This window comes from Petropleomorpha daqingensis (assembly GCF_013408985.1).
Classification (GTDB): Bacteria; Actinomycetota; Actinomycetes; order Mycobacteriales; family Geodermatophilaceae; genus Petropleomorpha; species Petropleomorpha daqingensis.
The window spans coordinates 1529196-1553667 of record NZ_JACBZT010000001.1 but is presented as its reverse complement, the minus strand read 5'-3'; the positions used below and the strand labels follow the sequence as shown (position 1 = coordinate 1553667).

25 protein-coding genes are annotated in these 24472 nt (G+C 74.2%); 17 read left to right on the top strand and 8 right to left on the bottom strand.

Annotation, left to right across the window (positions count from 1 at the left end; translation table 11 throughout):
* Nucleotides 1-55: 55 nt before the first annotated feature.
* Together GGQ55_RS07750 and GGQ55_RS07745 are read left to right on the top strand one after the other, a co-directional pair.
* On the top strand, nucleotides 56-1477 hold the full coding sequence (locus GGQ55_RS07750; RefSeq protein WP_179715869.1) for a bifunctional 3-(3-hydroxy-phenyl)propionate/3-hydroxycinnamic acid hydroxylase: 1422 nt from the start codon (nucleotides 56-58) through the stop codon (nucleotides 1475-1477).
* Between the two features lie 53 nt (nucleotides 1478-1530).
* Entirely contained in the window at nucleotides 1531-2022 is a 492-nt protein-coding gene (locus GGQ55_RS07745; RefSeq protein WP_179715868.1) for a hypothetical protein, read from the top strand.
* A 9-nt stretch (nucleotides 2023-2031) separates the two neighbouring features.
* Here the strand turns inward: GGQ55_RS07745 and mftD are convergent, their stop codons facing one another.
* The gene (gene mftD, locus GGQ55_RS07740) at nucleotides 2032-3246 is read right to left on the bottom strand and encodes a pre-mycofactocin synthase MftD (protein WP_179715867.1); all 1215 of its coding nucleotides are present in this window, start codon (nucleotides 3244-3246) and stop codon (nucleotides 2032-2034) included.
* Nucleotides 3247-3280: 34 nt separating this feature from the next.
* Entirely contained in the window at nucleotides 3281-3880 is a 600-nt protein-coding gene (gene mftR / locus GGQ55_RS07735) for a mycofactocin system transcriptional regulator MftR (protein ID WP_366488962.1), read from the bottom strand.
* Nucleotides 3881-3980: 100 nt separating this feature from the next.
* Here mftR and mftA point away from each other — a divergent pair, with 100 nt between their 5' ends.
* The 3 genes from mftA to mftC are packed head-to-tail and all read left to right on the top strand — an operon-like array spanning nucleotide 3981 to nucleotide 5616.
* Complete coding sequence (gene mftA, locus GGQ55_RS07730) at nucleotides 3981-4118, top strand: mycofactocin precursor MftA (RefSeq protein ID WP_179715865.1); 138 nt, start codon at nucleotides 3981-3983, stop codon at nucleotides 4116-4118.
* Between the two features lie 8 nt (nucleotides 4119-4126).
* Nucleotides 4127-4405, top strand: a complete 279-nt coding sequence (gene mftB / locus GGQ55_RS07725) for a mycofactocin biosynthesis chaperone MftB (protein WP_366488959.1) — start codon at nucleotides 4127-4129, stop codon at nucleotides 4403-4405.
* Nucleotides 4402-5616, top strand: coding sequence for a mycofactocin radical SAM maturase (mftC, locus tag GGQ55_RS07720; protein ID WP_179715864.1), 1215 nt, complete (start codon nucleotides 4402-4404; stop codon nucleotides 5614-5616). The genes mftB and mftC overlap by 4 nt, the downstream gene beginning before the upstream one ends.
* Nucleotides 5617-5709: 93 nt before the next feature.
* Here mftC and GGQ55_RS07715 read toward each other — a convergent pair whose 3' ends face one another.
* Nucleotides 5710-6189, bottom strand: a complete 480-nt coding sequence (locus tag GGQ55_RS07715; RefSeq protein ID WP_179715863.1) for a pyridoxamine 5'-phosphate oxidase family protein — start codon at nucleotides 6187-6189, stop codon at nucleotides 5710-5712.
* A gap of 42 nt (nucleotides 6190-6231) precedes the next feature.
* Between GGQ55_RS07715 and mftE the strand changes: the two genes are divergently transcribed.
* From mftE to mftF, 4 genes are read left to right on the top strand one after another with little or no spacing between them, the layout of a single operon-like run.
* Entirely contained in the window at nucleotides 6232-6942 is a 711-nt protein-coding gene (gene mftE / locus GGQ55_RS07710) for a mycofactocin biosynthesis peptidyl-dipeptidase MftE (protein ID WP_179715862.1), read from the top strand.
* Between the two features lie 24 nt (nucleotides 6943-6966).
* Nucleotides 6967-8436: a purine-cytosine permease family protein gene (locus GGQ55_RS07705; protein ID WP_179715861.1), complete on the top strand. Its 1470-nt coding sequence runs from the start codon at nucleotides 6967-6969 to the stop codon at nucleotides 8434-8436.
* A complete protein-coding gene (locus GGQ55_RS07700; RefSeq protein ID WP_179715860.1) occupies nucleotides 8433-8969 on the top strand; it encodes a cysteine hydrolase family protein in 537 nt (178 codons plus the stop codon). Before GGQ55_RS07705 ends, GGQ55_RS07700 begins: the two co-directional genes overlap by 4 nt.
* Entirely contained in the window at nucleotides 8966-10369 is a 1404-nt protein-coding gene (gene mftF / locus GGQ55_RS07695; RefSeq protein WP_179715859.1) for a mycofactocin biosynthesis glycosyltransferase MftF, read from the top strand. The genes GGQ55_RS07700 and mftF overlap by 4 nt, the downstream gene beginning before the upstream one ends.
* Here the strand turns inward: mftF and GGQ55_RS07690 are convergent.
* Entirely contained in the window at nucleotides 10366-11121 is a 756-nt protein-coding gene (locus GGQ55_RS07690) for an SDR family oxidoreductase (RefSeq protein WP_179715858.1), read from the bottom strand. The two genes, mftF and GGQ55_RS07690, sit on opposite strands and share 4 nt — an antisense overlap.
* A gap of 108 nt (nucleotides 11122-11229) precedes the next feature.
* Here GGQ55_RS07690 and GGQ55_RS07685 point away from each other — a divergent pair, with 108 nt between their 5' ends.
* The 7 genes from GGQ55_RS07685 to GGQ55_RS07655 all read left to right on the top strand — a co-directional run bounded on the left by GGQ55_RS07685 (nucleotide 11230) and on the right by GGQ55_RS07655 (nucleotide 20965).
* On the top strand, nucleotides 11230-12546 hold the full coding sequence (locus GGQ55_RS07685) for a sigma-54-dependent transcriptional regulator family protein (protein ID WP_179715857.1): 1317 nt from the start codon (nucleotides 11230-11232) through the stop codon (nucleotides 12544-12546).
* 64 nt (nucleotides 12547-12610) lie between these two features.
* The gene (locus tag GGQ55_RS07680) at nucleotides 12611-13849 is read left to right on the top strand and encodes an MFS transporter (RefSeq protein ID WP_179715856.1); all 1239 of its coding nucleotides are present in this window, start codon (nucleotides 12611-12613) and stop codon (nucleotides 13847-13849) included.
* Nucleotides 13850-13964: 115 nt separating this feature from the next.
* Complete coding sequence (locus GGQ55_RS07675) at nucleotides 13965-15800, top strand: pectate lyase-like domain-containing protein (RefSeq protein ID WP_179715855.1); 1836 nt, start codon at nucleotides 13965-13967, stop codon at nucleotides 15798-15800.
* Nucleotides 15801-16109: 309 nt separating this feature from the next.
* Nucleotides 16110-16613: a (2Fe-2S)-binding protein gene (locus tag GGQ55_RS07670; RefSeq protein ID WP_179715854.1), complete on the top strand. Its 504-nt coding sequence runs from the start codon at nucleotides 16110-16112 to the stop codon at nucleotides 16611-16613.
* The gene (locus GGQ55_RS07665; RefSeq protein WP_179715853.1) at nucleotides 16610-19105 is read left to right on the top strand and encodes a xanthine dehydrogenase family protein molybdopterin-binding subunit; all 2496 of its coding nucleotides are present in this window, start codon (nucleotides 16610-16612) and stop codon (nucleotides 19103-19105) included. The genes GGQ55_RS07670 and GGQ55_RS07665 overlap by 4 nt, the downstream gene beginning before the upstream one ends.
* Complete coding sequence (locus tag GGQ55_RS07660; protein WP_179715852.1) at nucleotides 19102-19959, top strand: FAD binding domain-containing protein; 858 nt, start codon at nucleotides 19102-19104, stop codon at nucleotides 19957-19959. The genes GGQ55_RS07665 and GGQ55_RS07660 overlap by 4 nt, the downstream gene beginning before the upstream one ends.
* A 112-nt stretch (nucleotides 19960-20071) precedes the next feature.
* Nucleotides 20072-20965 carry an SRPBCC family protein gene (locus GGQ55_RS07655; protein WP_179715851.1) on the top strand — a complete coding sequence of 298 codons (894 nt, stop codon included), beginning with the start codon at nucleotides 20072-20074 and terminating at the stop codon, nucleotides 20963-20965.
* 57 nt (nucleotides 20966-21022) lie between these two features.
* On the opposite strand, the gene GGQ55_RS07650 is transcribed toward GGQ55_RS07655, so the two are convergent.
* A complete protein-coding gene (locus tag GGQ55_RS07650; protein WP_179715850.1) occupies nucleotides 21023-21907 on the bottom strand; it encodes an SDR family oxidoreductase in 885 nt (294 codons plus the stop codon).
* A 78-nt stretch (nucleotides 21908-21985) separates the two neighbouring features.
* Here GGQ55_RS07650 and GGQ55_RS07645 point away from each other — a divergent pair, with 78 nt between their 5' ends.
* Nucleotides 21986-22549 (top strand): TetR/AcrR family transcriptional regulator, encoded by a 564-nt coding sequence (locus GGQ55_RS07645; protein ID WP_179715849.1) that lies wholly within the window; start codon nucleotides 21986-21988, stop codon nucleotides 22547-22549.
* On the opposite strand, the gene GGQ55_RS07640 is transcribed toward GGQ55_RS07645, so the two are convergent.
* The 3 genes from GGQ55_RS07640 to GGQ55_RS07630 are packed head-to-tail and all read right to left on the bottom strand — an operon-like array spanning nucleotide 22538 to nucleotide 24458.
* Entirely contained in the window at nucleotides 22538-23146 is a 609-nt protein-coding gene (locus GGQ55_RS07640; protein WP_179715848.1) for an alpha/beta hydrolase family protein, read from the bottom strand. The two genes, GGQ55_RS07645 and GGQ55_RS07640, sit on opposite strands and share 12 nt — an antisense overlap.
* Entirely contained in the window at nucleotides 23143-23820 is a 678-nt protein-coding gene (locus tag GGQ55_RS07635; RefSeq protein WP_179715847.1) for a haloacid dehalogenase type II, read from the bottom strand. Before GGQ55_RS07635 ends, GGQ55_RS07640 begins: the two co-directional genes overlap by 4 nt.
* Nucleotides 23817-24458, bottom strand: a complete 642-nt coding sequence (locus GGQ55_RS07630; protein WP_366488953.1) for a DedA family protein — start codon at nucleotides 24456-24458, stop codon at nucleotides 23817-23819. The genes GGQ55_RS07635 and GGQ55_RS07630 overlap by 4 nt, the downstream gene beginning before the upstream one ends.
* Nucleotides 24459-24472: the final 14 nt, after the last annotated feature.

Here is a 24472-nt window from a genome sequence, read left to right as displayed (position 1 = left end):
GTTCATCGCTACGTTTGCGCCGCGACCGTCGTCCGTAGCACGTCAGACTGGGCCGGTGCAGCGGGTGGTCGTGGTGGGCGCGGGCCCGGTCGGGCTGACCGCCGCGCTGCTGCTCGCCCGCCGCGACGTGCCCGTTCTCGTGCTGGAGCGCTACCCCGAGCCGTATCCGCTGCCGCGCGCCGTGCACCTGGACGACGAGGTGCTCCGGGTGCTGCAGGACGCCGGCGTCGCCGACGAGGTGGTCGCCGGCAGCCGGCCGATCGCCGGGATGCGGCTGGTCGATCGGCAGCTGCGCACGCTCGCCGAGTTCCCCCGCCGGGCCGAGGACGGCGTGCACGGCTGGCCGCCGGGGATCCTGTTCCGCCAGCCCGACCTCGAGGCCGTGCTGCGGGCGGCGGTGGCGCGGACCCCCGGCGTCGAGCTGCGCCCGGGCTGCACGGTGACCGGTCTCGAGCAGGACGACGACGGGGTGACGCTCACCGTGGACGGCGGGACGGAGCGGTCCGTCTTCGCCGCGTACGTCCTGGGCTGCGACGGCGCGGGCAGCACGGTGCGGGAGCTGCTCGGCGTCCGCATGCGCGACCTCGGCCGGCCCGACCGCTGGCTGGTCGTGGACGCCCGCTGGCCCTCGGCGCCTGCTGTCTGGCCGGGGGTCCACCAGGTCAGCGACCCGGCACGGGCGGCCACGTTCATGCCTCTTCCCCGCGACCGGTACCGCTGGGAGTTCCGGCTGCACGCGGGGGAGACGGCGTCGTCGGTCGACCTGCCCGGTCTGCTGGCGCGCTGGAACGCCACCGACGTCGAGGTGGAGCGGGCAGCCGCGTACGAGTACCGGGCGGCCGTCGCCGATCGGTGGCGGGTCGGGCGGGTGCTGCTCGCCGGCGACGCGGCGCACCTGACCCCGCCGTTCATCGGGCAGGGGCTGGGGCTCGGGCTGCGCGACGTCCACCAGCTCGCATGGAAGCTGGAGTCGGTGCTCGCCGGGCGGGTGGACGCCGGGCTGCTGGACACCTACGGCGCCGAGCGCGAGCCGCACGCGCGGGCGCTGATCGGGGTCGCGCTGCGGCTCGGCGGGCTGATGACCGGCGGTGGGCGGGCGGCTGACGTCGTCCGCCGGGTGGTCCTGGCCGGCTACCGCCGGGTCCCGGTGGCGGCCGCGCTGGCGCGGGGGAGCCGCACGCCCGCGCTGCGCCGCGGGCCGCTGGTCCTCACGCGGGGTGCCGGGTCGCTGGTCCCCCAGCCCGAGGTGGAGGTCGACGGACGACGGTGCCGGCTCGACGACGTCCTCGGCCCGGACTGGGCGCTGCTCACCGCGGGCGGCCTGCCGCTGTCGCCGCCGCTGGCCGACCCGGTGCGCGTCGTCCGGGTCGGGTCGGGGCCGGGGGAGGTGCGCTCACCAGAGCTGGTGAACTGGCTGGGCGGGCGCTCGGTGCTGCTGCGCCCCGATCGCATCGTGGCCGCCGTCAGATCTGCCTGAACTTTGAAGTTCCTTAGCGTCGCCTTGGGGTGGTCGGTCCGAGGCTTCCCGCCATGAAGAAGACAGTTCTCGCCGCAGCCACCGCCACGCTCAGCGCCGGCCTCATCGGCCTGGCCGCCGTCGCCTCCGCGAGCGGGCCGTCGTCGTCGGGCTCGGACGACGTCTCCCCCGCGTCGTCGTCCACGGTCGAGCTCCGCCACGGCGCCGACGACCCGGTCACCCACGACGTCGGCGACGACCACGGCTCCGCCGGTCAGGGGGCGGACGACGTCCCGGCGGTGACCCCGTCGGCCGTGCCCGCTCCCGCCCCGGCGGCTGCCCCGGCTCCGGTCGCCGTGCCGGCCGCCCCGACCGCCGGCGGACGCCACGGCGCCGACGACCCGGTCGGCCACGACGTGGGCGACGACCACGGGGTGGACGACCCGGCCACGCACGACATCGGCGACGACCACGGCGGCCTCAGCGGAGGCCACGGCGCGGACGACCCCGCGAACCACGACGCCGGTGACGACCACGGTGGCCACCGCCACGGGTCCGACGACTGAGAGGACCGCTCAGACCGGCCGGACGTCCACCGGGGCGTCCGGCCTGTCGTCGCCGAGGCGCCGCTCGAAGCCCGGCGGCAGCACGACGTCGGCCCGGCAGAACTGGTCGATCGACTCCCGGCCCAGGCCGACCATCGCGGCGCCGAGGCCGTCGCGCAGCAGGTCGAGCACGTTCTCCACGCCGGCCTGCCCGTTCGCGGCCAGCCCCCACAGGTAGGCCCGGCCGATCATCACGGCCTTCGCCCCCAGCGCCAGCGCCTTGGCGACGTCGGCGCCGCGGCGGATGCCGCCGTCCAGGAGAACCTCGACCTGGTCCCCGACCGCCTCGGCCACCGCCGGCAGCGCGCGGATCGAGGCCGGGGTGCCGTCGAGGTTGTTGCCGCCGTGGTTGGACACCGAGATCGCGGTGACCCCGGCGTCGACGGCACGCTGCGCGTCGTCGACCCGCATGACGCCCTTGAGCATGAACGGCGCATCCGGCCACTGGGCGCGCAGCCAGGCGACGTCCTCCCAGGTCGGCATCGGGGACTGCATCCACATCCCGTAGGCGCCGAAGAAGGTCGGTGCCGGGTCGCCCGGGGTCGGCACCATGTTCGGCACGGTGAGGTCGGGCAGCTTCTTGGTCTTGGCGAAGTCCCACAGCCAGCGCGGCTTGAGCGCGACCTGCGGGGCGTACCGCCGGACCGCCTCGAGGTTGATCTTCTCCGGGATGAACGGGCTGCCCCAGTCGCGGCCGTAGGAGAACGACCAGTCCAGCGTGGCGATGATCCCTGCCGCGCCGGCGCGACGGGCCCGGTCGACCTTGGCCGCCATGACGTCGCGGTCGCCGACCCAGTAGAGCTGGAAGAACGTCTTCGAGTTGGCCGCGATGACCTCCTCCATCGGCTTGCTCGCCATGGAGGACAGCCCCATCGCGGTGCCGCGGGCGGCCGCGGCGCGGGCCACGGCGACCTCGCCGTCCGGGTGCACCGCCTGCACGCCGGTGGGGCTGATCAGCACCGGCAGCGAGACCTCCTGGCCCATCACCGTGGTGGCCATGCGCTTGGCGTTGGCCAGGTCGGCGGTGTGCGGGGCGAAGCCGACCTCGTCGAACGCGGCGATGTTGTCCGCGGCCGTCAGCCCCTTCTCCGCGCCGGCGACCAACGCCCCGTACACGCCCTTGGGCAGCCGCCGCTTGGCCCGCCGCTGTGCCTCGGCCACCGTCTCGAACCAGGGATTCGCCATCGCGGTCATCGTGGCACTCAGTGCCACGGCCCCGTCAAGGGCCGGGGGTCCTGAGGGCCGGGAAGGCGCCGGCCAGCTCCGCGAAGGCGGCGTGCAGGTCGTCGGTCAGCCGCGTCCGCCCGTCGGCGAGCCAGACCTCGAACGCGGTCGTCGCGGCGGCCCGGGTGGTGGTGGCGACCAGGCGGGGGAGCAGGTCGTCGGGGCGGGCGCCGGTCCGCCGGGCCACGTGCTCGGCCACCGCGCGGTCGATCTCGGCGTAGCGCAGCTCGGAGTGGGCCAGCAGCGCCGGCTCGCCGAGGATCAGCCGCATCCGCTCGCGCAGCACCGGCAGGTCGGCCTGCGCGTAGTCGTTGACCTCGACGTAGGCCGCGCACACGCGCTCGAGCACCGGGCGGCCGTCGTCCTCACCGGCGAGCAGCCGCTCCAGGCGCGCGACGTGCGCGCCGAAGTCGCCCCACACGGCGTCGGCCTTGGTGGCGAAGTAGCGGAAGAACGTCCGGCGGCTGATCCCGGCGGCAGCGGCGACGTCGTCGATCGTGACGTGCTCGAAGCCCTTGAGGCAGAAGAGCTCGAGCGCCGCGTGCTCGATCCGGGCACGGGTGTCCGCGCGGGCGTCCGACCCCGTCTCGGTCACGCCGCGCATTGTGCGCCATCGCGGCCCCCGGCGGTTGCCCGTGGCACCCGGTGCCACTAGCGTCCGCGACGTCCCCACCGCACCTGCTCCGGAGGCCCGCATGCCCGAGACGACGACCGTTCCTGACGTCGAGGCCGACGTCGAGACCGAGGTCGAGGCCCCCGCCGCCGAGGAGGCGCTGGTGGAGGAGTCGCTGGTCGAGGAGGTCTCGATCGACGGCATGTGCGGCGTCTACTGATCCCTGCCGTGGACGAGTTCGACCCGGGCCTGGCCTGGCGCCGGTCAGCCTCGGTCGCCCTGCGGCCGGAACCGTTCGGCGCGCTGGTCTACTCCTTCCGCAACCGCAAGCTGTCGTTCCTCAAGTCGCAGCAACTGGTGACCGTGGTCGAGTCGCTGGCCGACCACCCGTCGGCGACGGCGACCCTGGCCGCCTGCGGGGTGGCCGAGGCGCAGCGCCCGGCGTACGTGAAGGCGCTGGCCGACCTGGCCCGCTCGGAGATGATCGAACCCCGGGAGTCCGTGTGACCGCCGTCCTGCCGGCCCGATCGCAAGTTGGGCGGCTGATCGACCAGTTCGAGTACGGGCTGGACGCGCCGATCTGCCTGACCTGGGAGCTCACCTACGCCTGCAACCTGGCGTGCGTGCACTGCCTGTCGTCGTCGGGACGGCGGGACCCCCGCGAGCTGACCACCGCCGAGGCCGAGGCGGTGATCGACGAGCTGCAGCGGATGCAGGTCTTCTACGTCAACGTCGGCGGCGGCGAGCCGACCGTGCGGCCGGACTTCTGGCACCTGCTCGACTACGCGATCGACCACCAGGTCGGGGTCAAGTTCTCCACCAACGGCGTCAAGCTGAGCCGCTCGCGCGCCGCCCAGCTGGCGGCTACCGACTACGTGGACGTGCAGATCTCCCTGGACGGCGCGACCGCCGAGGTCAACGACCGGGTCCGCGGCGCCGGCTCGTTCGCCACCGCGGTGCGCGCCCTGGAGAACCTGGCCGAGGCCGGGATGAAGGACTTCAAGGTCTCCGTCGTCGTCACCCGGGAGAACGTCGCCCAGCTCGACGACTTCAAGGCCCTCACCGACCGGTACGGCGCCCAGCTGCGCATCACCCGCCTGCGCCCGTCCGGCCGCGGCGCCGACGTGTGGGACCAGCTGCACCCGACCCAGGCCCAGCAGCGCGAGCTCTACGAGTGGCTGCTGGCCAACGGCGACGACGTGCTGACCGGGGACTCCTTCTTCCACCTCTCCGCCTACGGGCAGGCGCTGCCGGGGCTGAACCTGTGCGGTGCGGGGCGGGTGGTCTGCCTGATCGACCCGGTCGGCGACGTGTACGCCTGCCCGTTCGCCATCCACGAGCAGTTCCTGGCGGGCAACGTGCGCTCCCCGGGCGGTTTCCAGGCCGTGTGGCAGCAGTCGGAGCTGTTCGCCGAGTTGCGCAGCCCGCAGACCGGCGGCGCGTGCACGAAGTGCGGGCACTTCGACGCGTGCCGCGGCGGCTGCATGGCGGCGAAGTTCTTCACCGGCCTGCCGCTGGACGGTCCGGACCCGGAGTGCGTGCAGGGCTTCGGCGAGACGGCGCTGGCCGCCCGCGACGGCTCGACGGCCACGCCGAAGAGCCACCTCGACCACTCGCACTCCGGCCCGGTCCGCGGCCAGCCGACGTTGCTGGGCATGCCGACCATCCCGGCCAAGATCTGCGACGAGTCCCCGCTCGCCGGCGTGCCCCGCGTCTGATCAGGTGACCTGATCGAACGCTGTCCTCCCGCAGCAACGCTGGTGAGGGAGGCCAGTCATTGCTGCGGGGGGACGTCGCGCGGCCGGCACGGATCAGAGGTCGACGCGCTCGTTCTCGCCGCCGTCGTAGGGCTGCCCGGTCAGCTTGGCCTTGGCGAAGCTGATCACGCTGGCCAGCCGGCCGCCGGGGGAGTCCCAGTACTCCGCCGACGCGGCGTCGACCCGCAGCAGGACGACGTCCGGGTCCTCCGGTCCGTCGGGGAACCACGCCTCGACGACCGTGTTCCAGAGCGTGCGCTTCTTGTCCAGGTCGTCGATGACGACGGCATGCCCGGTCAGCGACACCCAGCTCGAGCTCCCCGACGTCGAGACGTTGACCTGCGGGTTCGCCGTGATGTGCGCGACCTTGCGCGAGTTCCGCTCCGCGAAGAACCACAGGTCGCCGTCGAACTCGACCTCCTGCATCGCCATCGGCCGGCTGATCAGCGTGCCGTCGGGCGCGATCGTGGTGAACAGGCCGGTCCGCTCGTCCTTCAGCAGGTCCGCGACCTTCGTCGTCTCTTCCGTCGTCATGCGCCCTCCCTGCCCGCGACCCGGGGTTCCTAAGCTGCGGTGATGAGATCGCTGGCCGGTGCGGTGTGGCCCGACCTGACCCACCGGCCGCTGCTCGTCGTCCCGCTGGGGTCGGTCGAGCAGCACGGCCACCACCTGCCCCTCGCCACCGACACGGTCGTCGCGTGCGCGGTGGCCGAGGCCGCGGTCGGCGAGCTGGACGACGCCCTGCTCGCGCCGGCCCTCGCCTACGGCGCGAGCGGCGAGCACGAGGGCTTCCCGGGCACGATCTCGCTCGGCACCGAGGCGCTCACCGGGCTGCTCGTCGAGTACGGCCGGTCGGCCTGCCGCTGGGCGTCGCGCGTGCTGCTGGTCAACGGGCACGGCGGCAACCACGAAGCCCTGGCGGCGGCGGGCGGCGTCCTGCGCCGGGAGGGCCGCGACGTCGCCTGGTTCCCCTGCGGCGTCCCGGGCGGCGACGCGCACGCCGGGCGCACCGAGACCTCGCTCATGTTGCACGTGGAACCAGAGGGAGTCCTGGGGGATCAAGCGGTCGCGGGGGAGACCCGGCCGATCGGGGAGCTCATGCCCCGGCTGCGCCGCGAGGGGGTGCGTCCGGTCAGCCCGACCGGCGTCCTCGGCGACCCGGCCGGCGCCTCCGCCGAGGAGGGCAAGGAACTGCTCGGCGCGCTGGTCGAGGGCCTGCTCGCCGCCGTCGCCGGCTGGGACGTCGACGCGACCGGCCGCCTGCGCCCTCGCGCTTTGTCGCGGTAAAGCGCGTCGTTAGGGTTCCGCGTCATGACGCAGCAGCCGACCCGCGATGTGGTCTCCGAGGCCGCGACCCCGCGGGTCGCCGTCGAGACCAACGGCATCAACGTCATCGCCGAGGAGGAGCGCAAGGGCCGGCCGGCGCAGCTGTTCTGGCCGTGGTTCGGCTCGAACGTCAGCGTCTTCGGCCTGGCCTACGGCTCCTTCCTGCTCGGCTTCGGCATCTCGTTCTGGCAGGCGATGATCGCCGGGATCATCGGCATCGTCGTCTCGTTCCTGCTCTGCGGGCTGGTCGCGATCGCCGGCAAGCGCGGCTCGGCGCCCACCCTCGTGCTCAGCCGCGCCGCCTTCGGCGTCAACGGCAACCGGGTCCCGTCGATCCTGTCGTGGGTCCTCACCGTGGGCTGGGAGACGGCGCTGGTCTCCCTCGCGACGCTGGCCACCGCGCAGCTGTTCGACCAGCTCGGCTGGAGCGGCGGCACGGTCACCAAGGTCGTCGCCCTGCTCGTCGTCGCCGCGCTGGTGGTCGGCGGCGGCGTCCTCGGCTTCGACGCCATCATGCGGATGCAGACCGTCATCACCTGGGTGACCGGCATCCTCACCGTCGTCTACATCGTGCTGGTCGCCGACCACGTGGACTGGTCGACGGTGTCGTCGCTGCCCAGCGGCACGCTCGCCGCCTTCGTCGGCGCGCTGGTCCTGGCGATGACCGGCTACGGCTTCGGCTGGGTCAACGCGGCCGCCGACTACTCCCGCTACCTGCCGCGCTCCGCGTCCTCCCGCGGCGTCGTCGGGTGGACGACGTTCGGCGGCGCGCTCGCCCCGGTGATCCTGCTCATCGCCGGTGGCCTGCTCGCCGGCTCGGACCCCGAGCTCTCCGCGAACATCGGCCTGGACCCGATCGGCGCCCTGGGCACTCTGCTGCCCACCTGGTTCCTCGTGCCGTTCATCGTCGTCGTCCTGCTCGGGCTGATCGGCGGCGCGCTGCTGGACATCTACTCGTCCGGCCTGTCCCTGCTGGCCGCCGGCCTGCGCGTGCCGCGCCCCGTGGCCGCCTCGATCGACGGCACGCTCATGGTGCTCGGCACGATCGCGGTGGTCTTCTTCGCCGACAGCTTCATCGGACCGTTCCAGGGCTTCCTCATCACCCTGGGCGTCCCGATCGCGGCCTGGTGCGGCATCTTCCTCGGCGACCTGGCGATGCGCCGGCGCGACTACGCCGAGCGCGACCTGTTCGACGCGCGCGGCCGTTACGGCAGCGTGCAGGCAGTTCCGCTGGTGCTGCTCGCCGTCGGCACCTTCCTGGGCTGGGGCCTGGTCACCAACACCTACGCCGGCTGGCTGAGCTGGCAGGGGTACCTGCTCGGTCCGTTCGGGCTGGGCGGCAAGGACGGCGCCTGGGCCTTCGCCAACCTCGGCGTGCTCGCCGCGTTCCTGGTCGGCCTGCTGGGCATGCTGCTGCTGCGCCGTTCCGCCGTCCGGGCGCAGGAGGCCGCGTGACCCCGCCGGGCTGGCTGGTCGTCGTCGACATGCAGCGGGTGTTCGGGGACGCCGGCTCCCCCTGGACCACGCCGCGGTTCGAGGAGGTGCGGCCGCGCATCCAGCGGCTGGTCGAGGCCTTCGACGGCCGCGTCGTCGTCACCCGGTTCGTCGCACCCGCCGAGCCGGTGGGTGCCTGGCGCCAGTACTACGACACCTACCCCTTCGCCCTGCAGCCGCCGGACGCGCCGCTCTACGAGCTGGTCGACGACCCGGGCTCGGCGAAGGTGCTGACCGCGACCACGTTCGGCAAGTGGGGCCCCGACCTCGCCGAGATCGTCGGCGACGGCCCGCTCACCGTCACCGGCGTCGCCACCGACTGCTGCGTGATCTCGACGGTCCTGCCCGCCGCCGACGCCGGGCTGCCGGTCCGGGTGGTCACCGACGCCTGCGCCGGGTCCACCGACGACGACCACGACCGCGCGCTGCGGCTCATGTCGCTCTACGAGCCGATCGTCCGGCTGACCACCACGGCCGAGGTCCTCGCGGGTTGACCGTCGGTCCGCCGCCGTCGGGCCGGCTGCCCGACGGGTTCGCCGTCCGGCTGGATCCCGCGGTGCAGCGGCGGGACGACGGCGCGACGCTGCTCGGCGGCTCGCCCCTGCGGCTGATGCGGCTCTCGGCCCGCGCGCGGGCGCTGCTCGCCGACCGGCTGACCGTCCGCGACGCGACCACCGCCGAGCTGGCCGCCCGGCTGCTCGACGCCGGCCTGGCGGTTCCCGCGGTGGTGCCACGCCGTCCGGACGACGTCACGGTCGTGATCCCGGTCCGCGACCGCGCGCCCGAGCTGGCCCGGCTGCTGGCGGCGCTCCGGGCCGAGCCGGCGACCGCGCAGGTGCCGGTGATCGTGGTGGACGACGGCTCCGTCGAACCCGTGGTCGCGGACGGCGCCACGGTGCTCCGGCACGCGAGCGCGCGTGGCCCCGCGGCCGCCCGCAACACCGGGTTGCGGGCCGCGACGACCGCGACCGTGGCCTTCCTCGACTCCGACTGCGTGCCACGACCCGGCTGGCTGGCGGCGCTGAGCCCGCACCTCGACGACCCGCGGCTGGCGCTCGTCGCCCCGCGGATCGTCGGGCTGCCGGCCGCCCGGCCGACCTGGCTGACCCCGTACGAGCACGCGGTCAGCGCGCTGGACATGGGCGACCGGCCGGCCGCCGTCCGTCCCCTGTCCGCCGTCTCGTACGTGCCCAGCGCCGCGCTGCTGGCCCGGCGGGCTGCGCTGGGCGACGGGTTCGACGAGTCCATGCCGGTCGCCGAGGACGTCGACCTGGTCTGGCGGCTGGCCGCGGCCGGCTGGCGGGTGCGCTACGAGCCGGCGGCGCTGGTCGCGCACGAGCACCCCGCCGCGCCGAGGGCCTGGCTGCGGCGGCGCGCGTTCTACGGCACGGGGGCCGCGCTGCTCGCCGGCCGGCACGGCTCCGCGGTCGCGCCGGTGGTGATCTCGCCGTGGTCGGCCGCGGTGTGGGGGCTGCTGCTCGCCGGCCGCCGCGGCGTGCTGCCCGCCGCCGGGGTGCTGGCCGTGGCGTCGGCCCGGCTGGCCCACCGGCTGCGCCGGCCCGGCGACCGGGTGCCCGCCGGGTTCGCGGCCGGCCTGGTGCTGCGCGGCACCGCCACCGCCGGGACGACGCTGGCCCGCTCCCTCACCCGGCACCACTGGCCGCTCGCGCTGATCGCCGCGGTGGTCTCCCGCCGCGCCCGCCGGGTGGTGCTCGCGGCCGCGGTCGCCGACGCGGGGCTCGCGTGGTGGCCGCACCGTGCCGAGGTCGGACCGCTGCGCTTCGCCGCCGCCCGCCGGCTCGAGGACCTCGCCTACGGCGCCGGACTGTGGGCCGGTGCGCTGCGGGCCCGCGACGCCCGTGCTCTGCTGCCCGCCGTCCCCCCGAGGTTCTAGAGCCCGCCGGCGACGCGCAGCACCGCGCCGCTGATGTAGGAGGCGCGCGGGTCGAGCAGCCACCCGATGGCGGGGGCGATCTCGTCGACCTCCCCCGGCCGGCCGAGCGGGATGCGGGCCGCGACGCGCTCGGGGCGTCCGGGGTCGCCGGCGGCGGCGTGGATCTCCGTGCGCACCGTGCCCGGCGCGACGGCGTTGACCCGGATGCCGTCGCCGGCCAGCTCCTTGGCCAGCCCGATCGTGAGGGCGTCGACCCCCGCCTTCGCCGCGGCGTAGTGCACGTACTCGTGGGCGGAGCCCAGCGTCGCGGCGGCCGACGACACGGTGACGATCGCCCCGCCGGAGCCGCCACGGCGGGTGGACATCGTCCGGGCGGCCCGGCGGCAGCACAGCAGGACGCCGAGCAGGTTGACGTCGAGCACCCGCCGGATGACCTCGACGGAGGTGTCCGCGAGGTCCCCGACGTGCAGGGTCGCGCCGGCGTTGGCGACCACGCCGGTCACCGGGCCGAGCTCGGCGGCGGCGTCGAACAGCCGGTCGACGTCGTCCTCGTCGGTCACGTCCGCCCGGACGGCGACGGCCCGCGCGCCGTGCCCCGCGGCCTGCGCCGCGACCGACTCGGCCGCCGCGCGGTCCCGCCGGTAGCCGAGCACGACGTCGTGGCCGGTCCCGGCGAGGTGCCGCGCCGTCGCGGCGCCGATGCCGCGACCCGCTCCGGTGATGACGGTGACCGGTCGTCGGCTCGTTGGCACGGGGCCATGCTCCCCTGACCAGGCCGGTTGTCCACAACCGGAGAGCTGGTGCAAACGCGTCGCAGCGGTCACGATGAGCGCGATGAGTTCTCGCAGCGTGGCGGAACGATGACGACGGTGAACCCCTGGCTGGCGCTCCCCGAGGGCCGCCCCAGCCCGGGGCTGACCAAGCGGCTGCGCGCTGCCCACGAGACGCTCGTGACCTCGGGCCCCGGGCCGGCGCGCGGCGACGTCCGCACCGTCGTCTGGGACTCCTGGCGGCGCTGTCTCGGCAGCGGCGTCGATCCCGACGGCACGGCCCCACCGGTCGACCTGCTCGACGGCGACCTGCTCGCCTACCGCGCGGCGCACCCGCTCGCCCCGGTCATGCCGGTGATCCGGCGGCTGCTGGTCGAGGACGCCGAGGCCGATCAGATGATCGTCGCGGTCACCGACGCGACGGGGCGCATGCTCTGGGTCGAGGGCGACCACCGGCTGCGCTCCCGCGCCGCGGGGATGAACTTCGTCGAGGGTTCCCGCTGGGCCGAGGAGGTCGCGGGCACCAACGCCCCCGGGACGGCGCTCGCGGTCGACCACGCCGTCCAGATCTACGGCAGCGAGCACTTCCGCCGGCCGGTGCAGCCGTGGTCGTGCTCGGCCGCGCCGGTGCACGACCCGGTCAGCGGGGTGCTGCTCGGCGCGATCGACGTCACCGGCGGCGACCACGTGGCCAGCCCGCACGTGCTCACCCTCGTCCGCGCCACCGTGGCCGCCGTCGAGTCCGAGCTGCTGCTGCAGCGGCGCGCGCACGCGGGGCAGACCTTCCACCCGCCGCCGCCCGTGCTGCGCACCGTCCCCCAGCTCGACGTGCTCGGCCGCGAGCGGGCGCGGCTGACCCTGCCCACCGGCGTCCAGGAGCTGTCGCTGCGGCACTCGGAGCTGCTGCTCCTGCTCGCCGAGGCGGCCGCGGCGGGAGAGGGCCGGTCGGCCGAGCAGCTCGCCGCCGAGTGCCACGCGGGTGGGACGGCGGCGGTCACCGTGCGCGCCGAGCTGTCGCGGCTGCGCCGGCTGGTCGGCTCGTCGCTGGTGGGCTCGCGCCCGTACCGGCTGCTCGGGCCGCTGGACACCGACCTCGACCGCGTCCGTCGAGCCCTGAGCCGGGGCGCCGTCGGTGCCGCGCTGGAGCGCTACGCCGGCGGGGTGCTGCCGTCGTCCCGGGCGCCCGGCGTCGTCGCTGCCCGCGAGCGGGTGGCCGCGCTGCTGCGGCACCACGTGCTGCGCAGCCGTCGTCCGGAGCTGCTGATGAAGTACAGCGCGCTGCCCGAGGCACGCGACGACGTCGCCGTCTGGCAGGCCTGCCTCGAGCTGCTGCCGCCGAGCTCGCCGCGGCGGGCCGAGGCCGCCGCCAGCCTGATGCGCCTGCGCCGGGGCGTCCGCCCCCGCTGACGCCCCGGTCACATCCGTCCCACCTGGGAATGCGGCTCGCCGGACGGCGCCTTGGCAGTACTACGTGAGTTCCGAGCCGACGTCCGCCCCTTCCCGAGTCGACCCCCGGGCCGTCGTGGCGATCGCCGCGCTGGCGGTCGGCGGCTTCGCGATCGGCACCACCGAGTTCGTGACGATGGGCGTGCTGCCCGACATCGCCGACGGCGTCGGCGTGAGCATCCCCGAGGCCGGGCACATCGTCAGCTTCTACGCGCTCGGTGTCGTCGTCGGCGCCCCGATCATCGCCGCGCTGTCGGCCCGGCTGCCGCGCCGCGCGCTGCTCGTCGCGCTCATGGCCGCCTTCCTCGTCGGCAACGCGGCCAGCGCGCTCGCCCCCGGCTTCGCCACGCTCTCCCTCGCCCGATTCGTCAGCGGCCTGCCGCACGGCGCGTTCTTCGGCGTCGCCTCGCTGGTCGCCGCCTCCCTCGTGTCGCCACGGCTGCGCGGCCGCGCGGTCAGCTCGGTGCTGCTCGGCCTGTCGGTCGCGATGGTCGCCGGCGTCCCGCTGGCCACCTGGCTCGGTCAGCAGGTCGGCTGGCGCGCGGCGTATTGGCTGGTCGTCGTCCTGGCGGCGCTGACGATGGCCGCCGTCCTCGCCGTCGTGCCGCACTCCCCCGGCAACGCCGACGCGACCGTCCGCGGGGAGCTCGACGCGCTGCGCCGTCCGCAGGTGCTGCTCACGCTGCTGGTCGGGATCGTCGGGTTCGGCGGCATGTTCGCCCTGTACAGCTACATCGCGCCGGTCGCGACCGACGTCGCCGGCTTCGCCCGCGGCACGGTCCCGTGGGTGCTGCTCGCCTACGGCGTGGGCGGTCTCGTCGGGACGGCGCTCGGCGGCCGGCTGGCCGACCTGGCGCTCTTCCGCTCGCTGGTCGGCAGCATCGTCGTCCTCGGGGTGCTGCTCGCCCTGGTCGCGCTGACCTCGCCGTGGAAGCCGGCGCTGTTCGTCGGCGTCTTCCTCGTCTCGGTCGCGGCCTCCTGCCTGGCGATCTGCCTGCAGCTGCGGCTCATGGAGACCGCCGGCGAGGCGCAGATGCTGGGCGCCGCGCTCAACCACTCGGCGCTGAACCTGGCGAACGCGCTCGGCGCCTGGCTCGGCGGCCTGGTCATCGCCGCGGGCCTCGGCTACCGCGCGCCGAGCGTGGTCGGCGCCGGTCTCGCCGCCGCCGGGCTCGTGCCGCTGGCGGTGTCCGCGGTCCTCCGCCGCCGGTGGCACCAGGAGGCCGCCGTCCGGCAGCGCGAGGAGCTCGTCGCCCTTCGCTGACCGGTCGGGCTCGCCTTGCGAAACTGCCCGGTTGCTTTCCGTTAGTGCGCGCCCCTAGGTTGTGCCGCGGATCACATCCCGCCGGTACGGACCAGAGGGGCAGGGCGACATCTCCATGCGCATCCAGGGGGCACGCGGCACCGTTCGATCGGTCCTCGTCGGGACCGCCCTCGTCCTGGCGGTGGCGGTCGTGCCGGCGGGCACGGCCGGTGCGGCTCCCCCCGCGCCACCGGGGGTGCCCGATCTCGGCCCCAACGTGCACGTGTTCGACCCGAGCATGCCGGTCGCGGAGATCCAGGCGGCCGTCGACGCCGTGTACGCGCGGCAGGTCGACAACCAGTTCGGCACCGAGCGGGACGCGCTGCTCTTCCTGCCGGGGACCTACGGGTCGGAGGCCACGCCGCTCGACGTCCGGGTCGGCTACTACACCGAGGTCGCCGGTCTCGGCCAGGACCCGGGCGCGGTCACCATCAACGGTGGGGTGACCGCCACCGGCCAGAACGGCAGCGGTGCGCTGAACACCTTCTGGCGTTCGGTCTCCAACCTGACGATCCACGTCGTCCCCACCGCCGACGGCTGCCACACCGGGAACGAGATGTGGGCGGTCTCGCAGGCGGCGCCGATGCGCCGGGTCCACGTCGAGGAATACACGACCTTCATGCCCTACTGCGAGAACCCGAACTTCGCCAGCGGGGGCTTCGTGGCCGACTCCCGCCTCCAGGGCGGCGCGCTCAACGGGTCGCAGCAGCAGTTCTACGTGCGCAACAGCGATCTCGGCGCGGGCTGGTCCAACGGCGTGTGGAACCAGGTGTTCTCCGGCGACCTCAACGCCCCGCCGCAGGACTTCGGGGTCGGTCCCAACCAGTACACGACGCTGGCCACGACGCCGGTCTCCCGGGAGAAGCCGTACCTCTACGTCGACGCGAGCGGTCGCTGGAACGTCTTCGTGCCGTCCGCGCAGCAGAACTCGGTCGGTACCACCTGGGCTGCCGGCCACACCCCGGGCCGATCGATCCCGATCGGCGACTTCTTCGTCGCGACGCCGAACTCCTCCCTCGCGAAGATCAACTCGGCGCTCGCCCAGGGCAAGAACCTGCTGCTCACGCCGGGCGTCTACGACGTCGACCGCACGATCGCGGTGAAGCGGGCCGACACCGTCGTCCTCGGCCTGGGCCTGGCCACCCTCACCGCCCAGAACGGCGCCACGGCACTGTCGGTCGCCGACGTGCAGGGCGTCGACATCGCCGGTCTGACGATCGACGCCGGCCCGGTCAACTCCCGGGTCCTGATGCAGGTGGGCTCCGGTCAGGACAAGGGCGGCCCGCACGTCGCCGACCCGGCGAACCCGACCGCGTTGCAGGACGTCTTCTTCCGCATCGGCGGCCCGCACCTGGGCAAGGCCACGGTCAGCCTCGAGGTCAACAGCGACCACGTCGTCCTCGACGACATCTGGGCGTGGCGGGCCGACCACGGCAACGGCGTGGGCTGGACCCAGAACACCGCCGACACCGGTCTCGTGGTCAACGGCGACGACGTCACGGCCACCGGCCTGTTCGTCGAGCACTACCAGAAGTACGAGGTGATCTGGAACGGCGAGCGCGGTCGCACCGTCTTCTTCCAGAACGAGCTGCCCTACGACCCGCCGAGCCAGGCCGCGTGGCAGCACGACGGGATCCCCGGCTGGGCGGCCTACAAGGTGGGCGACCAGGTGCGCACCCACCAGGGCTGGGGGATGGGCAGCTACATCTTCATGAACCAGGGCCTGGACATCCACGAGGCGCACTCCTTCGAGGTGCCGGTGACCCCGGGGGTGCAGATGCGCGACCTGGTCACCGTCTTCCTCGACCCCACCAACGGCAACGGGACCATCGAGCACGTCGTCAACGACACCGGCGGCTCGGCTTCCAAGGCCAATCCGGACGTCCCGGTCGACGTGATCAGCTACCCCTGAGCCGGAGGGGATGGTCAGCCGCGTGACCGGAGGGCAGCCGCGCCGTGGTTCAGCTGTCCATCCGGTCGCGCGGCTACCGCTGCCCTGCAACGACCCTGCAACGTTGCAGCTCGCCGCGATCCGGAGCGTCGTCCGCTGCTCGCCTCCGCATCTGCGGAACCTGACGCCCCAAACCTCCGCTGGCGCGGAGCGGCTCCGCAGGCCCGCTCAGGTAAGCGTGGCCTAAGTCAGGGACGGCGCGTAAGACTCCGCTCGCGTGGCCGCGGCGTGACGGCGGCCACACGAACCTGCGATCGAAGCGGAGGATTCGTGACTCAGATTTCCGTGCGGGTCGACGGCGCGAACTACACCGACGACGTCGAACCGCGGACCCTCCTGGTCCACTACCTGAGAGAGCAGCTCGGCAAGGTCGGCACCGTCGTCGGCTGCGACACGAGCAACTGCGGCGCCTGCACCGTCCACCTGGACGGCGAGGCGGTGAAGAGCTGCACGGTCCTCGCCGTGCAGGCCGACGGCAGCGAGATCACGACCATCGAGGGGATCGCGGAGAACGGTTCCCTGCACCCGGTGCAGAAGGCCTTCCACGAGCTGCACGGTCTCCAGTGCGGCTTCTGCACGCCCGGGATGATCATGGCCTCGATCGACCTGCTCAAGGACAACCCGAACCCCAGCGAGGACGAGGTCCGCGAGGGCATCGAGGGCAACCTCTGCCGCTGCACCGGCTACCAGAACATCGTCCGCGCCGTGCAGCAGGCCGGACGCGAGATGAGCGGCGCCACCGAGGCCGCCGAGCCCGCGGGAGCGCAGGCATGACCGTCACCGAGGAACGCCCGGTCGAGACCCCGGCCCGCGAGGTCGGCAAGGCCCGCCGGCGCAAGGAGGACGCCCGGCTGATCACCGGCCGGACGCAGTGGACCGACAACCTGGTGCTGCCGGGGATGCTGCACCTGGCGATCGTGCGCAGCCCCGTCGCCCACGCCAAGATCGGCAACGTCGACCTCGAGGCCGCCCGCTCGGCGCCCGGGGTCATCGCCGTCTTCAGCGGTCGCGACTTCGCCGAGGAGCAGGGCTCGATCCCCTGCGCCTGGCCGGTGACGCCGGACATGGTCAACCCCGGCCACCCGTCGCTCGCCGTCGAGGAGGTCAACCACGTCGGCGAGGCGGTCGCCGTCATCGTCGCCCGCAGCAAGGCCGCCGCCCAGGACGCCGTCGAGCTCGTCGACGTCGACTACGACCGGCTGCCCGTCGTCCTGGACATGGAGAAGGCGCTCGCCGAGCAGGGCGCCGACCTCTGCCACGACCACCTGAGCTCGAACGAGAGCTTCCGGTTCGTCTTCGAGTCCGGCGCGGCCGGCACCGGCCAGGACACCGACCAGGCCTTCGCCGACGCCGAGGTCGTGGTCAGCCGGCGGTTCGTGCAGCAGCGGCTGATCCCGGCGTTCATGGAGCCGCGGGCCACCGTCGTCCAGCCCCAGGGCGACAACTACACGATGTGGTCCTCGACCCAGATCCCGCACATCCTGCGGCTGATGCTGGCGATGGTCACCGGCACCCCCGAGCACAAGATCCGGGTCATCGCCCCCGACGTGGGCGGCGGGTTCGGCGGCAAGCTGCAGATCACCCCGGAAGAGATCATCACGCTCCTGGTGGCCAAGCGGCTCGGCAAGCCGGTCAAGTGGACCGAGACCCGCAGCGAGTCGCTGATGAGCGCCCACCACGGCCGCGACCAGATCCAGTACATCGACATCGCCTCCGACCGCGAGGGCAACGTCAAGGGCCTGAAGGTCCACATCCTCTCGGACATGGGCGCCTACCTGCGGCTGGTCAGCCCGGGCGTGCCGATCCTCGGCGCGTTCATGTACCCGGCGATCTACAAGTTCCCGTCCTACCGGTTCGACTGCCAGGGCGTCTTCACCAACAAGACGCCGACCGACGCCTACCGCGGCGCCGGCCGTCCCGAGGCGACCTTCGCGATCGAGCGGATCATGGACGAGCTCGCCCTCGAGCTCGGCATGGACCCGCTGGAGCTGCGGCGCAAGAACTGGATCAAGGCCGAGGAGTTCCCGTTCACCACGATCGCGGGCCTCGAGTACGACAGCGGCGACTACGAGCAGGCCACGCGGGAGGCGCTCGAGCTCATCGGGTACGACGAGCTCCGCGAGGAGCAGCGCCGTCGCCGTGAGTCGAACGACCCGGTCCAGCTCGGCATCGGCTTCTCCACCTTCACCGAGATGTGCGGCCTGGCGCCGTCCCGGGTGCTCGGCTCGCTGTCCTACGGCGCCGGCGGCTGGGAGCAGGCGTCGATCCGGATGCTGCCCACCGGCAAGGTCGAGGTCGTCACCGGCTCCAGCGCCCACGGGCAGGGGCACGAGACGGCCTGGAGCCAGCTGGTCGCCGACGAGCTCGGCGTCCCGTTCGAGGACATCGAGGTGCTGCACGGCGACACGTCGGTCTCCCCCCGCGGCCTGGACACCTACGGGTCCCGGTCGCTGGTGGTCGGCGGCGCCGCGGTGGTGAACGCGGCGCAGAAGGTGGTCGCCAAGGCCCGCAAGGTCGCCGCCCACCTCCTCGAGGCCAACGAGGACGACCTCGAGTTCAGCGACGGGAAGTTCGCCGTCCGCGGCACCCCGGGGACGGCGCTGTCGATCCAGGAGATCGCGCTGGCCACCTTCGCGGCGCACAACTTCCCGGAGGGCGTGGAGCCGTCGATCGACGCCGACGCGACCTTCGACCCGGTCAACTTCTCCTTCCCCCACGGCACGCACATCTGCGCCATGGAGGTCGACACCGAGACCGGGCTGGTGAAGATCCGCAAGTACGCCTGCGTCGACGACGTCGGGAAGATCGTCAACCCGCTGATCGTCGAGGGCCAGGTGCACGGCGGGCTCGCCCAGGGCATCGCGCAGGCCCTCTACGAGGAGGCCGTGTACGACGCCGACGGCAACCTCACCACCGGCACCTTCGTCGACTACCTGGTGCCCTCGGCCGCCGACCTGCCGCACTTCGACACGGGCAACACCGTGCACGAGGCACCCGGCAACCCGATCGGGGCCAAGGGCGTGGGTGAGGCGGGCTGCATCGCCAGCACACCCGCCGTCGTCAACGCCGCCCTGGACGCCGTCCGGCACCTGGGGGTCTCCGACATCCTGATGCCGCTCACCCCCGAACGCGTGTGGCGGGCGATCCACGAGGGCGGGGACGGCGGCGGCCGCGCCACCGCCGGCACCAACGCCTACGGCGGCGCGCAGACCGAGACCACCGCCGGCGTCTCGACGCCGGAGTCGTCGCTGGGAGGCGACCGATGATTCCTGCAGCATTCGACTACGCGCGCCCGTCGTCGGTGGACGAGGCGCTGCAGGCGATCGCCGCCGGCGGGGAGGACGTCAAGATCCTCGCCGGCGGGCAGTCCCTGATCCCGGTCATGCGGCTGCGCCTGGCCGCTCCGTCGACGGTGGTCGACCTCGGGCGGGTGCAGGAGCTGCGCGGCGTCCGGGACGACGGCGACGCGATCGTGATCGGCGCGATGACGACGCACGCCGCCGTCCTCGAGGACCCGCTGGTCAAGCAGCACGCGCCGCTGATCGCCGAGGCGACCGAGACGGTGGCCGACCGGCAGGTGCGCCACCGGGGCACGTTCGGCGGGGCGCTGGCCCACGCCGACCCGGCCGGTGACCTGCCGGCGGTCGCGCTGGCGCTGGACGCGGAGTTCGTGGTCGCCGGCCCGAACGGGCGGCGCACGGTGCCGGCGCGGGACTTCTTCGTCGACTACCTCACCACCGCCCTCGAGGACGGCGAGCTGCTGGTCGAGGTGCGCATCCCGAAGCTCTCGGGCGAGTGGGGCATGCACTACGAGAAGTTCAACCGGGTCGCGCAGGCCTGGTCGATCGTCGCGGTCGCCGCTGCGGTGCGCCGGGAGAACGGGCACATCGCCGAGGCGCGGATCGGGCTGACCAACATGGGCCCGACCCCGCTGCGGGCGACGGCCGCCGAGCAGGCACTGGCCGGCGCCGACGCCAGCGCGGAGGCGATCGCGTCCGCCGCGGACCACGCGGCGGAGGGCACCGAACCGGTCAGCGATCTCAACGGCCAGGCCGACTACCGGGAGCACCTCGCGCGGGTGCTGACTCGCCGGGCGGTCAGCGCGGCCGCCGGGTTGTAACGTCCGGCTAGCCGCCCCGGTCGTATCGCACCGGTCCGTACCGTTCCGTCTCGGCCGGCCCGCCCTACCCGGGCGGACCGGCCGAGCCGCAACTCTGTCGCAGGAGGTTCGCGTGCAGCTCGAGAACTCGTTCACCGTGCCCGTGCCGATCGACGAGGCGTGGCGGGTGCTGCTCGACATCGAGCGCATCGCCCCCTGCATGCCCGGCGCGGCTCTCGACTCGGTCACCGGCGACGACTTCACCGGCCGGGTGAAGGTCAAGCTCGGCCCGATCAACCTGACCTACCAGGGCAAGGCGTCGTTCGTGGAGAAGGACGAGGCGGCGCACAAGGCGGTCATCGACGCCCGCGGCAAGGACCAGCGCGGCAACGGCACGGCGGCCGCCGTCGTCACCGCCCAGCTCAAGCCGGAGGGCGACGCCACGCGGGTCGACGTCCTCACCGACCTGAACATCACCGGGCGGCCGGCCCAGTTCGGCCGCGGCGTGATGACCGACGTCGGCAACAAGCTGCTCGGCCAGTTCGCCGACAAGCTCGCCGCGCAGCTCGGCGCCGGGGAGTCGGCGCCCGAACCGTCGGCCCCCGCGAAGGCGGCGGCGACGGCCGGCGGCGCGGTGGAGGAGGTCGCCGCCGCGGCCGAGCAGGCCGCGCCGGAGGGCCCGGCCAAGAAGGCCGCCGCGGCGACGAAGAAGGCCGCCGCCTCGACCACCGACCGGGTGACCGCGAACAGCACCGTGCCGGCGAAGAGCGAGACCCCGGAGAAGGCCGCGCCGGCCAAGAAGGCGGCTCCGGCGACCCCGGCTGCGGCCGCCCCGAGCACGCCGGCCGCCCCGGCGACCGCGCCGACCGCCGTCCCGAGCCGGCCGCGGCCGGTGTCCGAGCCCGAGCCGATCGACCTGCTCGAGGTCGCCGGAGGTGCGGCGGTGGCCCGCTACGCCAAGCCCGCCGCCGGCCTCGGCCTGCTCCTGCTGCTGATCTTCCTGGTCGCCCGCCGCCGCCGCGACTGAGCTCTCTGCGCTTTATCGCGATAAAGCACGCGTGCTTTATCGCGATAAAGCGCGGGATCAGCGGGTGTAGTAGCCGGACTCGAGGTCGGCGAGGAGGCCGGGGCCGCTCGGCTGCCAGCCGAGCAGCTCCTGCGTGAGCGCGCTCGACGCCGGGATGTCGGCGGCGAGGAACGCGCCCAGCCAGCCGAAGTGCTCGGCCGCCTGCTCCGCCGGGATCGACACCACGGGCAGATCGAGCTTGCGGCCGATCACCTCGGCGATCTCGCGGATCGGGATGCCCTCGTCGCCGGCGCCGTGCAGCACCGACCCGGCCGGCGCCTGCTCCAGCGCCAGCCGGAAGAGCCGGGCGGCGTCGAGCCGGTGCACGGCCGGCCAGCGGTTGGCGCCGTCCCCGATGTAGCCCGAGACACCCTTCGTCCGCGCGATACCGGCGAGAGCGGCAATGAAGCCGGAGTCGCCCTCGCCGTGCACCGACGGGGCCAGCCGCACCACCGAGGAGCGCACGCCGCGCTCGGCGACGGCGAGCGCGGTGCGTTCGGAGGCCGCCCGCGGGGAGTCGGCGACGATGGTGTCCCGCTCGGTCGCCGGCCGCCCGAACGACATCCCGGCCAGCCCGGCGGTGTTCACGAACGGCCGGCCCGAGCCCTCCAGGGCGGCGCCGAGCGTCTCGACCGCCCGCAGGTCGGTCCCCACGGAGCGCTGGTAGTCGGAGAAGTCGTGGATGAAGGCCAGGTGGACGACGCCGTCCGCGGCCTCGGCGCCCCTCCGCAGGACGTCGAGGTCGTCGAGCGTGCCGCGCAGCACCTCGGCGCCGGCCGCCTCGAGCTTCCCGGCGGAGGCGTCGGAGCGGGCGAGCCCGACGACGGTGTGCCCCGCGCCGAGCAGTTCTGGGACGACGGCCGAGCCGATCCAGCCGGAGGCGCCGGTGACGAACACGCGCATGGTGATCTCCTTGATGTCAGTGACTGACATGAGCCTAGTCCGACATGTCAGTCCCTGTCATCACCTACGATCGGCGGCATGAGCCGCTGGGAGCCCGACGCGCGTGGCCGGCTCGCGCAGGCGGCGATGGAGCTCTACCGCGAGCGCGGCTACGAGCAGACGACGGTGGCGCAGATCGCCGAGCGCGCGGGGGTCACCGAGCGGACGTTCTTCCGGCACTTCGCCGACAAGCGCGAGGTGCTCTTCGACGGCGGTCAGGCGTTGCAGGAGCACATGGTGGCCGCGGTCGAGGCAGCCCCGCCGTCCGAGAGCCCGCTCGACCTGCTGGCTGCGGCGCTCGACGCGGCCGCCGGGCAGTTCGCCGAGATGCCGCCGGAGTTCCCGCGCCGGCGGCAGGAGGTCGTCGCCGCCCACCCGGCGCTGCAGGAGCGCGAGCTCATCAAGCTGGCCCGCCTCTCCGCCGCGCTGAGAGAGGCGTTGCGCCACCGCGGGGTGGCCGAGCCCGCCGCCGGCCTCACCGCGGAGACCGGTGTCGCCGTCTTCCGGGTCGCCTTCGAGCGCTGGGCGGCGGGTGAGGCCGGCCCCGACCTCGCCGTCGTCCTCCGCGACTCCCTCGCCGAACTCCGCGCTCTATCGCGGTAGAGCGCGCAGCCAGGGGACGACGGCGGCCGCCACGGCGGCGGTGTCCTTCTTCAGCGCGTGGTCCCCCCCGACACCGGCCACCTGCGCGTGCGGGGCGGCCGCGGCGACCTCGGCCGGTCCGCCGAACGCGTCGGTCTCGCCCTGCACCACCAGCAGCGGGACCTCGACCAGCGCGAGCTCGCCGGCGCGGGACTTCTCCGGCCGTCCCGGCGGGTGCAGCGGGAACGCCAGCGCGAGCACACCCGCCGCCCCCTGGGCCGTCGCCGTCCGGCAGGCCACCCGCGCCCCCGCGCTGCGACCGCCGAGCACCAGCGGGCCGGCGAGCGCATCGAGGGACCGCAGGTGGTCCAGCACCGCCGTCCAGGCGAGATCGAGTCGCGGCGGAGCGGGCGCGATCCGCTTGCCCGCCACCCGCCACGGCTGCTCGACCCCGGCAACCCGCCAGCCCGCGCCGCAGGCGGCCTCGGACACGGCGTCCAGGTCGGGTGCGGCGATGCCGCCGCCCGCGCCGTGCCCGAGCACGAGCGTCCCCCGCGGCGGACCGGCCGGATCGCGGAGCAGCACCCGCGCCGGGCCCAGCGGGGTCTCGACGTTCACGCGTCCGGCAGCGCCAGCAGCGCGCCCACCGCCCCGGCCAGGTCGGCGGCGGTGACGTGCGGCGGGTCGAACACCTCGGGGTAGACCCGCTCGCTGCGGGAGAACCAGGCGCCGGTGAGCCCGGCCCGCTGCGCACCCTGCACGTCCCAGCCGTGCGCGGCGACCAGCGCGCAGCGGTCCGGCGGCACGTCGCAGACGCCGGCCGCCCACAGGTAGACCTCGCGGTTCGGCTTCCAGGCGCGGATGGCCTCGCTCGACAGCGTCCGCTCGACGAGGGGCGCGATTCCCCCGCGCTCCAGCGCCGCCTCGGCCACGCCTGGCGAGCCGTGCGAGAGGGTCACCACCCGCACGCCGGCCTCGGTCAGCGCCCGCAGCGCCGGCTCGACGTCCGGGTGCGGGGCCAGCTCGCCGAACGCGTCGGCCACCCGGGCCCGGTCGACCGGCGACAGGTCGGTGGTCTGGGCGAGGGCGGTGTCGAACGCGTCGCGGAACCGGCACCAGCCGCCGACGGTCGCGGCGGCGAACCCGGTCAGCAGGGTCCGGGTGAAGACGGCGGGCAGCAGGTGATCGGGCTCGCCGGCCTCGATCAGCGCGGCGCGCACCGGCGCGAGGTCGAGCAGCGTCTCGTTGACGTCGAAGGCGACGACGGAAGGCCGGAGCCGGGCGGCGGTCACCCCTCCAGCCTGCTGGAACGCCGCCGCAGCCGCCTACCGACCCCCAGCCCGACCACCAGGACGACGCCCACCACCAGGACCACGTCGAGGACGCCGACCCACCGCTCCACCAGCTCGTGCTGCGTCCCCAGCGCCGCGCCCGCGCCGATCAGGGCGCCGTTCCACACCGCGCTCCCGATCAGCGTGTACGCCAGGAACTGGGGCATGCGCATGCGGACCACGCCGGCCGGCACCGAGACGAAGCTGCGCACGACGGGGACCAGCCGGCCGAGCAGCACCGCCGAGCGGCCGTGCCGCTCGAACCAGGCGAACGTGCGGTCGACGTCGGCGGCGTCCACCAGCGGCAGCCGGGCGAGCATCCGCCGGCTGCGGGACGGCCCGAGCCAGGCGCCGAGCTGGTAGAGCAGCGCCGCGCCGAGCAGGGAGCCGGCGGTGGCGGCGAGGAACGCCGCGACCAGCGACATCCGGCCGGTCTGCGCGAGGTAGCCCGACAGCGGGAGCACCACCTCGCTGGGGATGGGCGGCACCACCGTCTCGACCAGGATCGCCAGCCCGACGCCGACGGCGCCGAGGGCCTCCATCGCGTCCAGCACTGTTCCCGTGAGCCCGCCCGGGTCGGCGGCAGCAGCCGTCGGCACGTCCGGCCAACGGG

Bases quoted from the DNA above. Each gene is read 5' to 3' on its own strand.
- mftA (WP_179715865.1), top strand. From the start codon at position 3,981: ATGCCCGAGACGACGACCGTTCCTGACGTCGAGGCCGACGTCGAGACC.
- mftD (WP_179715867.1), bottom strand. From the start codon at position 3,246: ATGGCGAATCCCTGGTTCGAGACGGTGGCCGAGGCACAGCGGCGGGCC.
- GGQ55_RS07685 (WP_179715857.1), top strand. From the start codon at position 11,230: ATGACGACGGTGAACCCCTGGCTGGCGCTCCCCGAGGGCCGCCCCAGC.
- GGQ55_RS07645 (WP_179715849.1), top strand. From the start codon at position 21,986: ATGAGCCGCTGGGAGCCCGACGCGCGTGGCCGGCTCGCGCAGGCGGCG.
- GGQ55_RS07665 (WP_179715853.1), top strand. From the start codon at position 16,610: ATGACCGTCACCGAGGAACGCCCGGTCGAGACCCCGGCCCGCGAGGTC.
- mftE (WP_179715862.1), top strand. From the start codon at position 6,232: ATGAGATCGCTGGCCGGTGCGGTGTGGCCCGACCTGACCCACCGGCCG.
- GGQ55_RS07705 (WP_179715861.1), top strand. From the start codon at position 6,967: ATGACGCAGCAGCCGACCCGCGATGTGGTCTCCGAGGCCGCGACCCCG.
- GGQ55_RS07675 (WP_179715855.1), top strand. From the start codon at position 13,965: ATGCGCATCCAGGGGGCACGCGGCACCGTTCGATCGGTCCTCGTCGGG.
- GGQ55_RS07650 (WP_179715850.1), bottom strand. From the start codon at position 21,907: ATGCGCGTGTTCGTCACCGGCGCCTCCGGCTGGATCGGCTCGGCCGTC.
- GGQ55_RS07715 (WP_179715863.1), bottom strand. From the start codon at position 6,189: ATGACGACGGAAGAGACGACGAAGGTCGCGGACCTGCTGAAGGACGAG.
- GGQ55_RS07660 (WP_179715852.1), top strand. From the start codon at position 19,102: ATGATTCCTGCAGCATTCGACTACGCGCGCCCGTCGTCGGTGGACGAG.
- GGQ55_RS07745 (WP_179715868.1), top strand. From the start codon at position 1,531: ATGAAGAAGACAGTTCTCGCCGCAGCCACCGCCACGCTCAGCGCCGGC.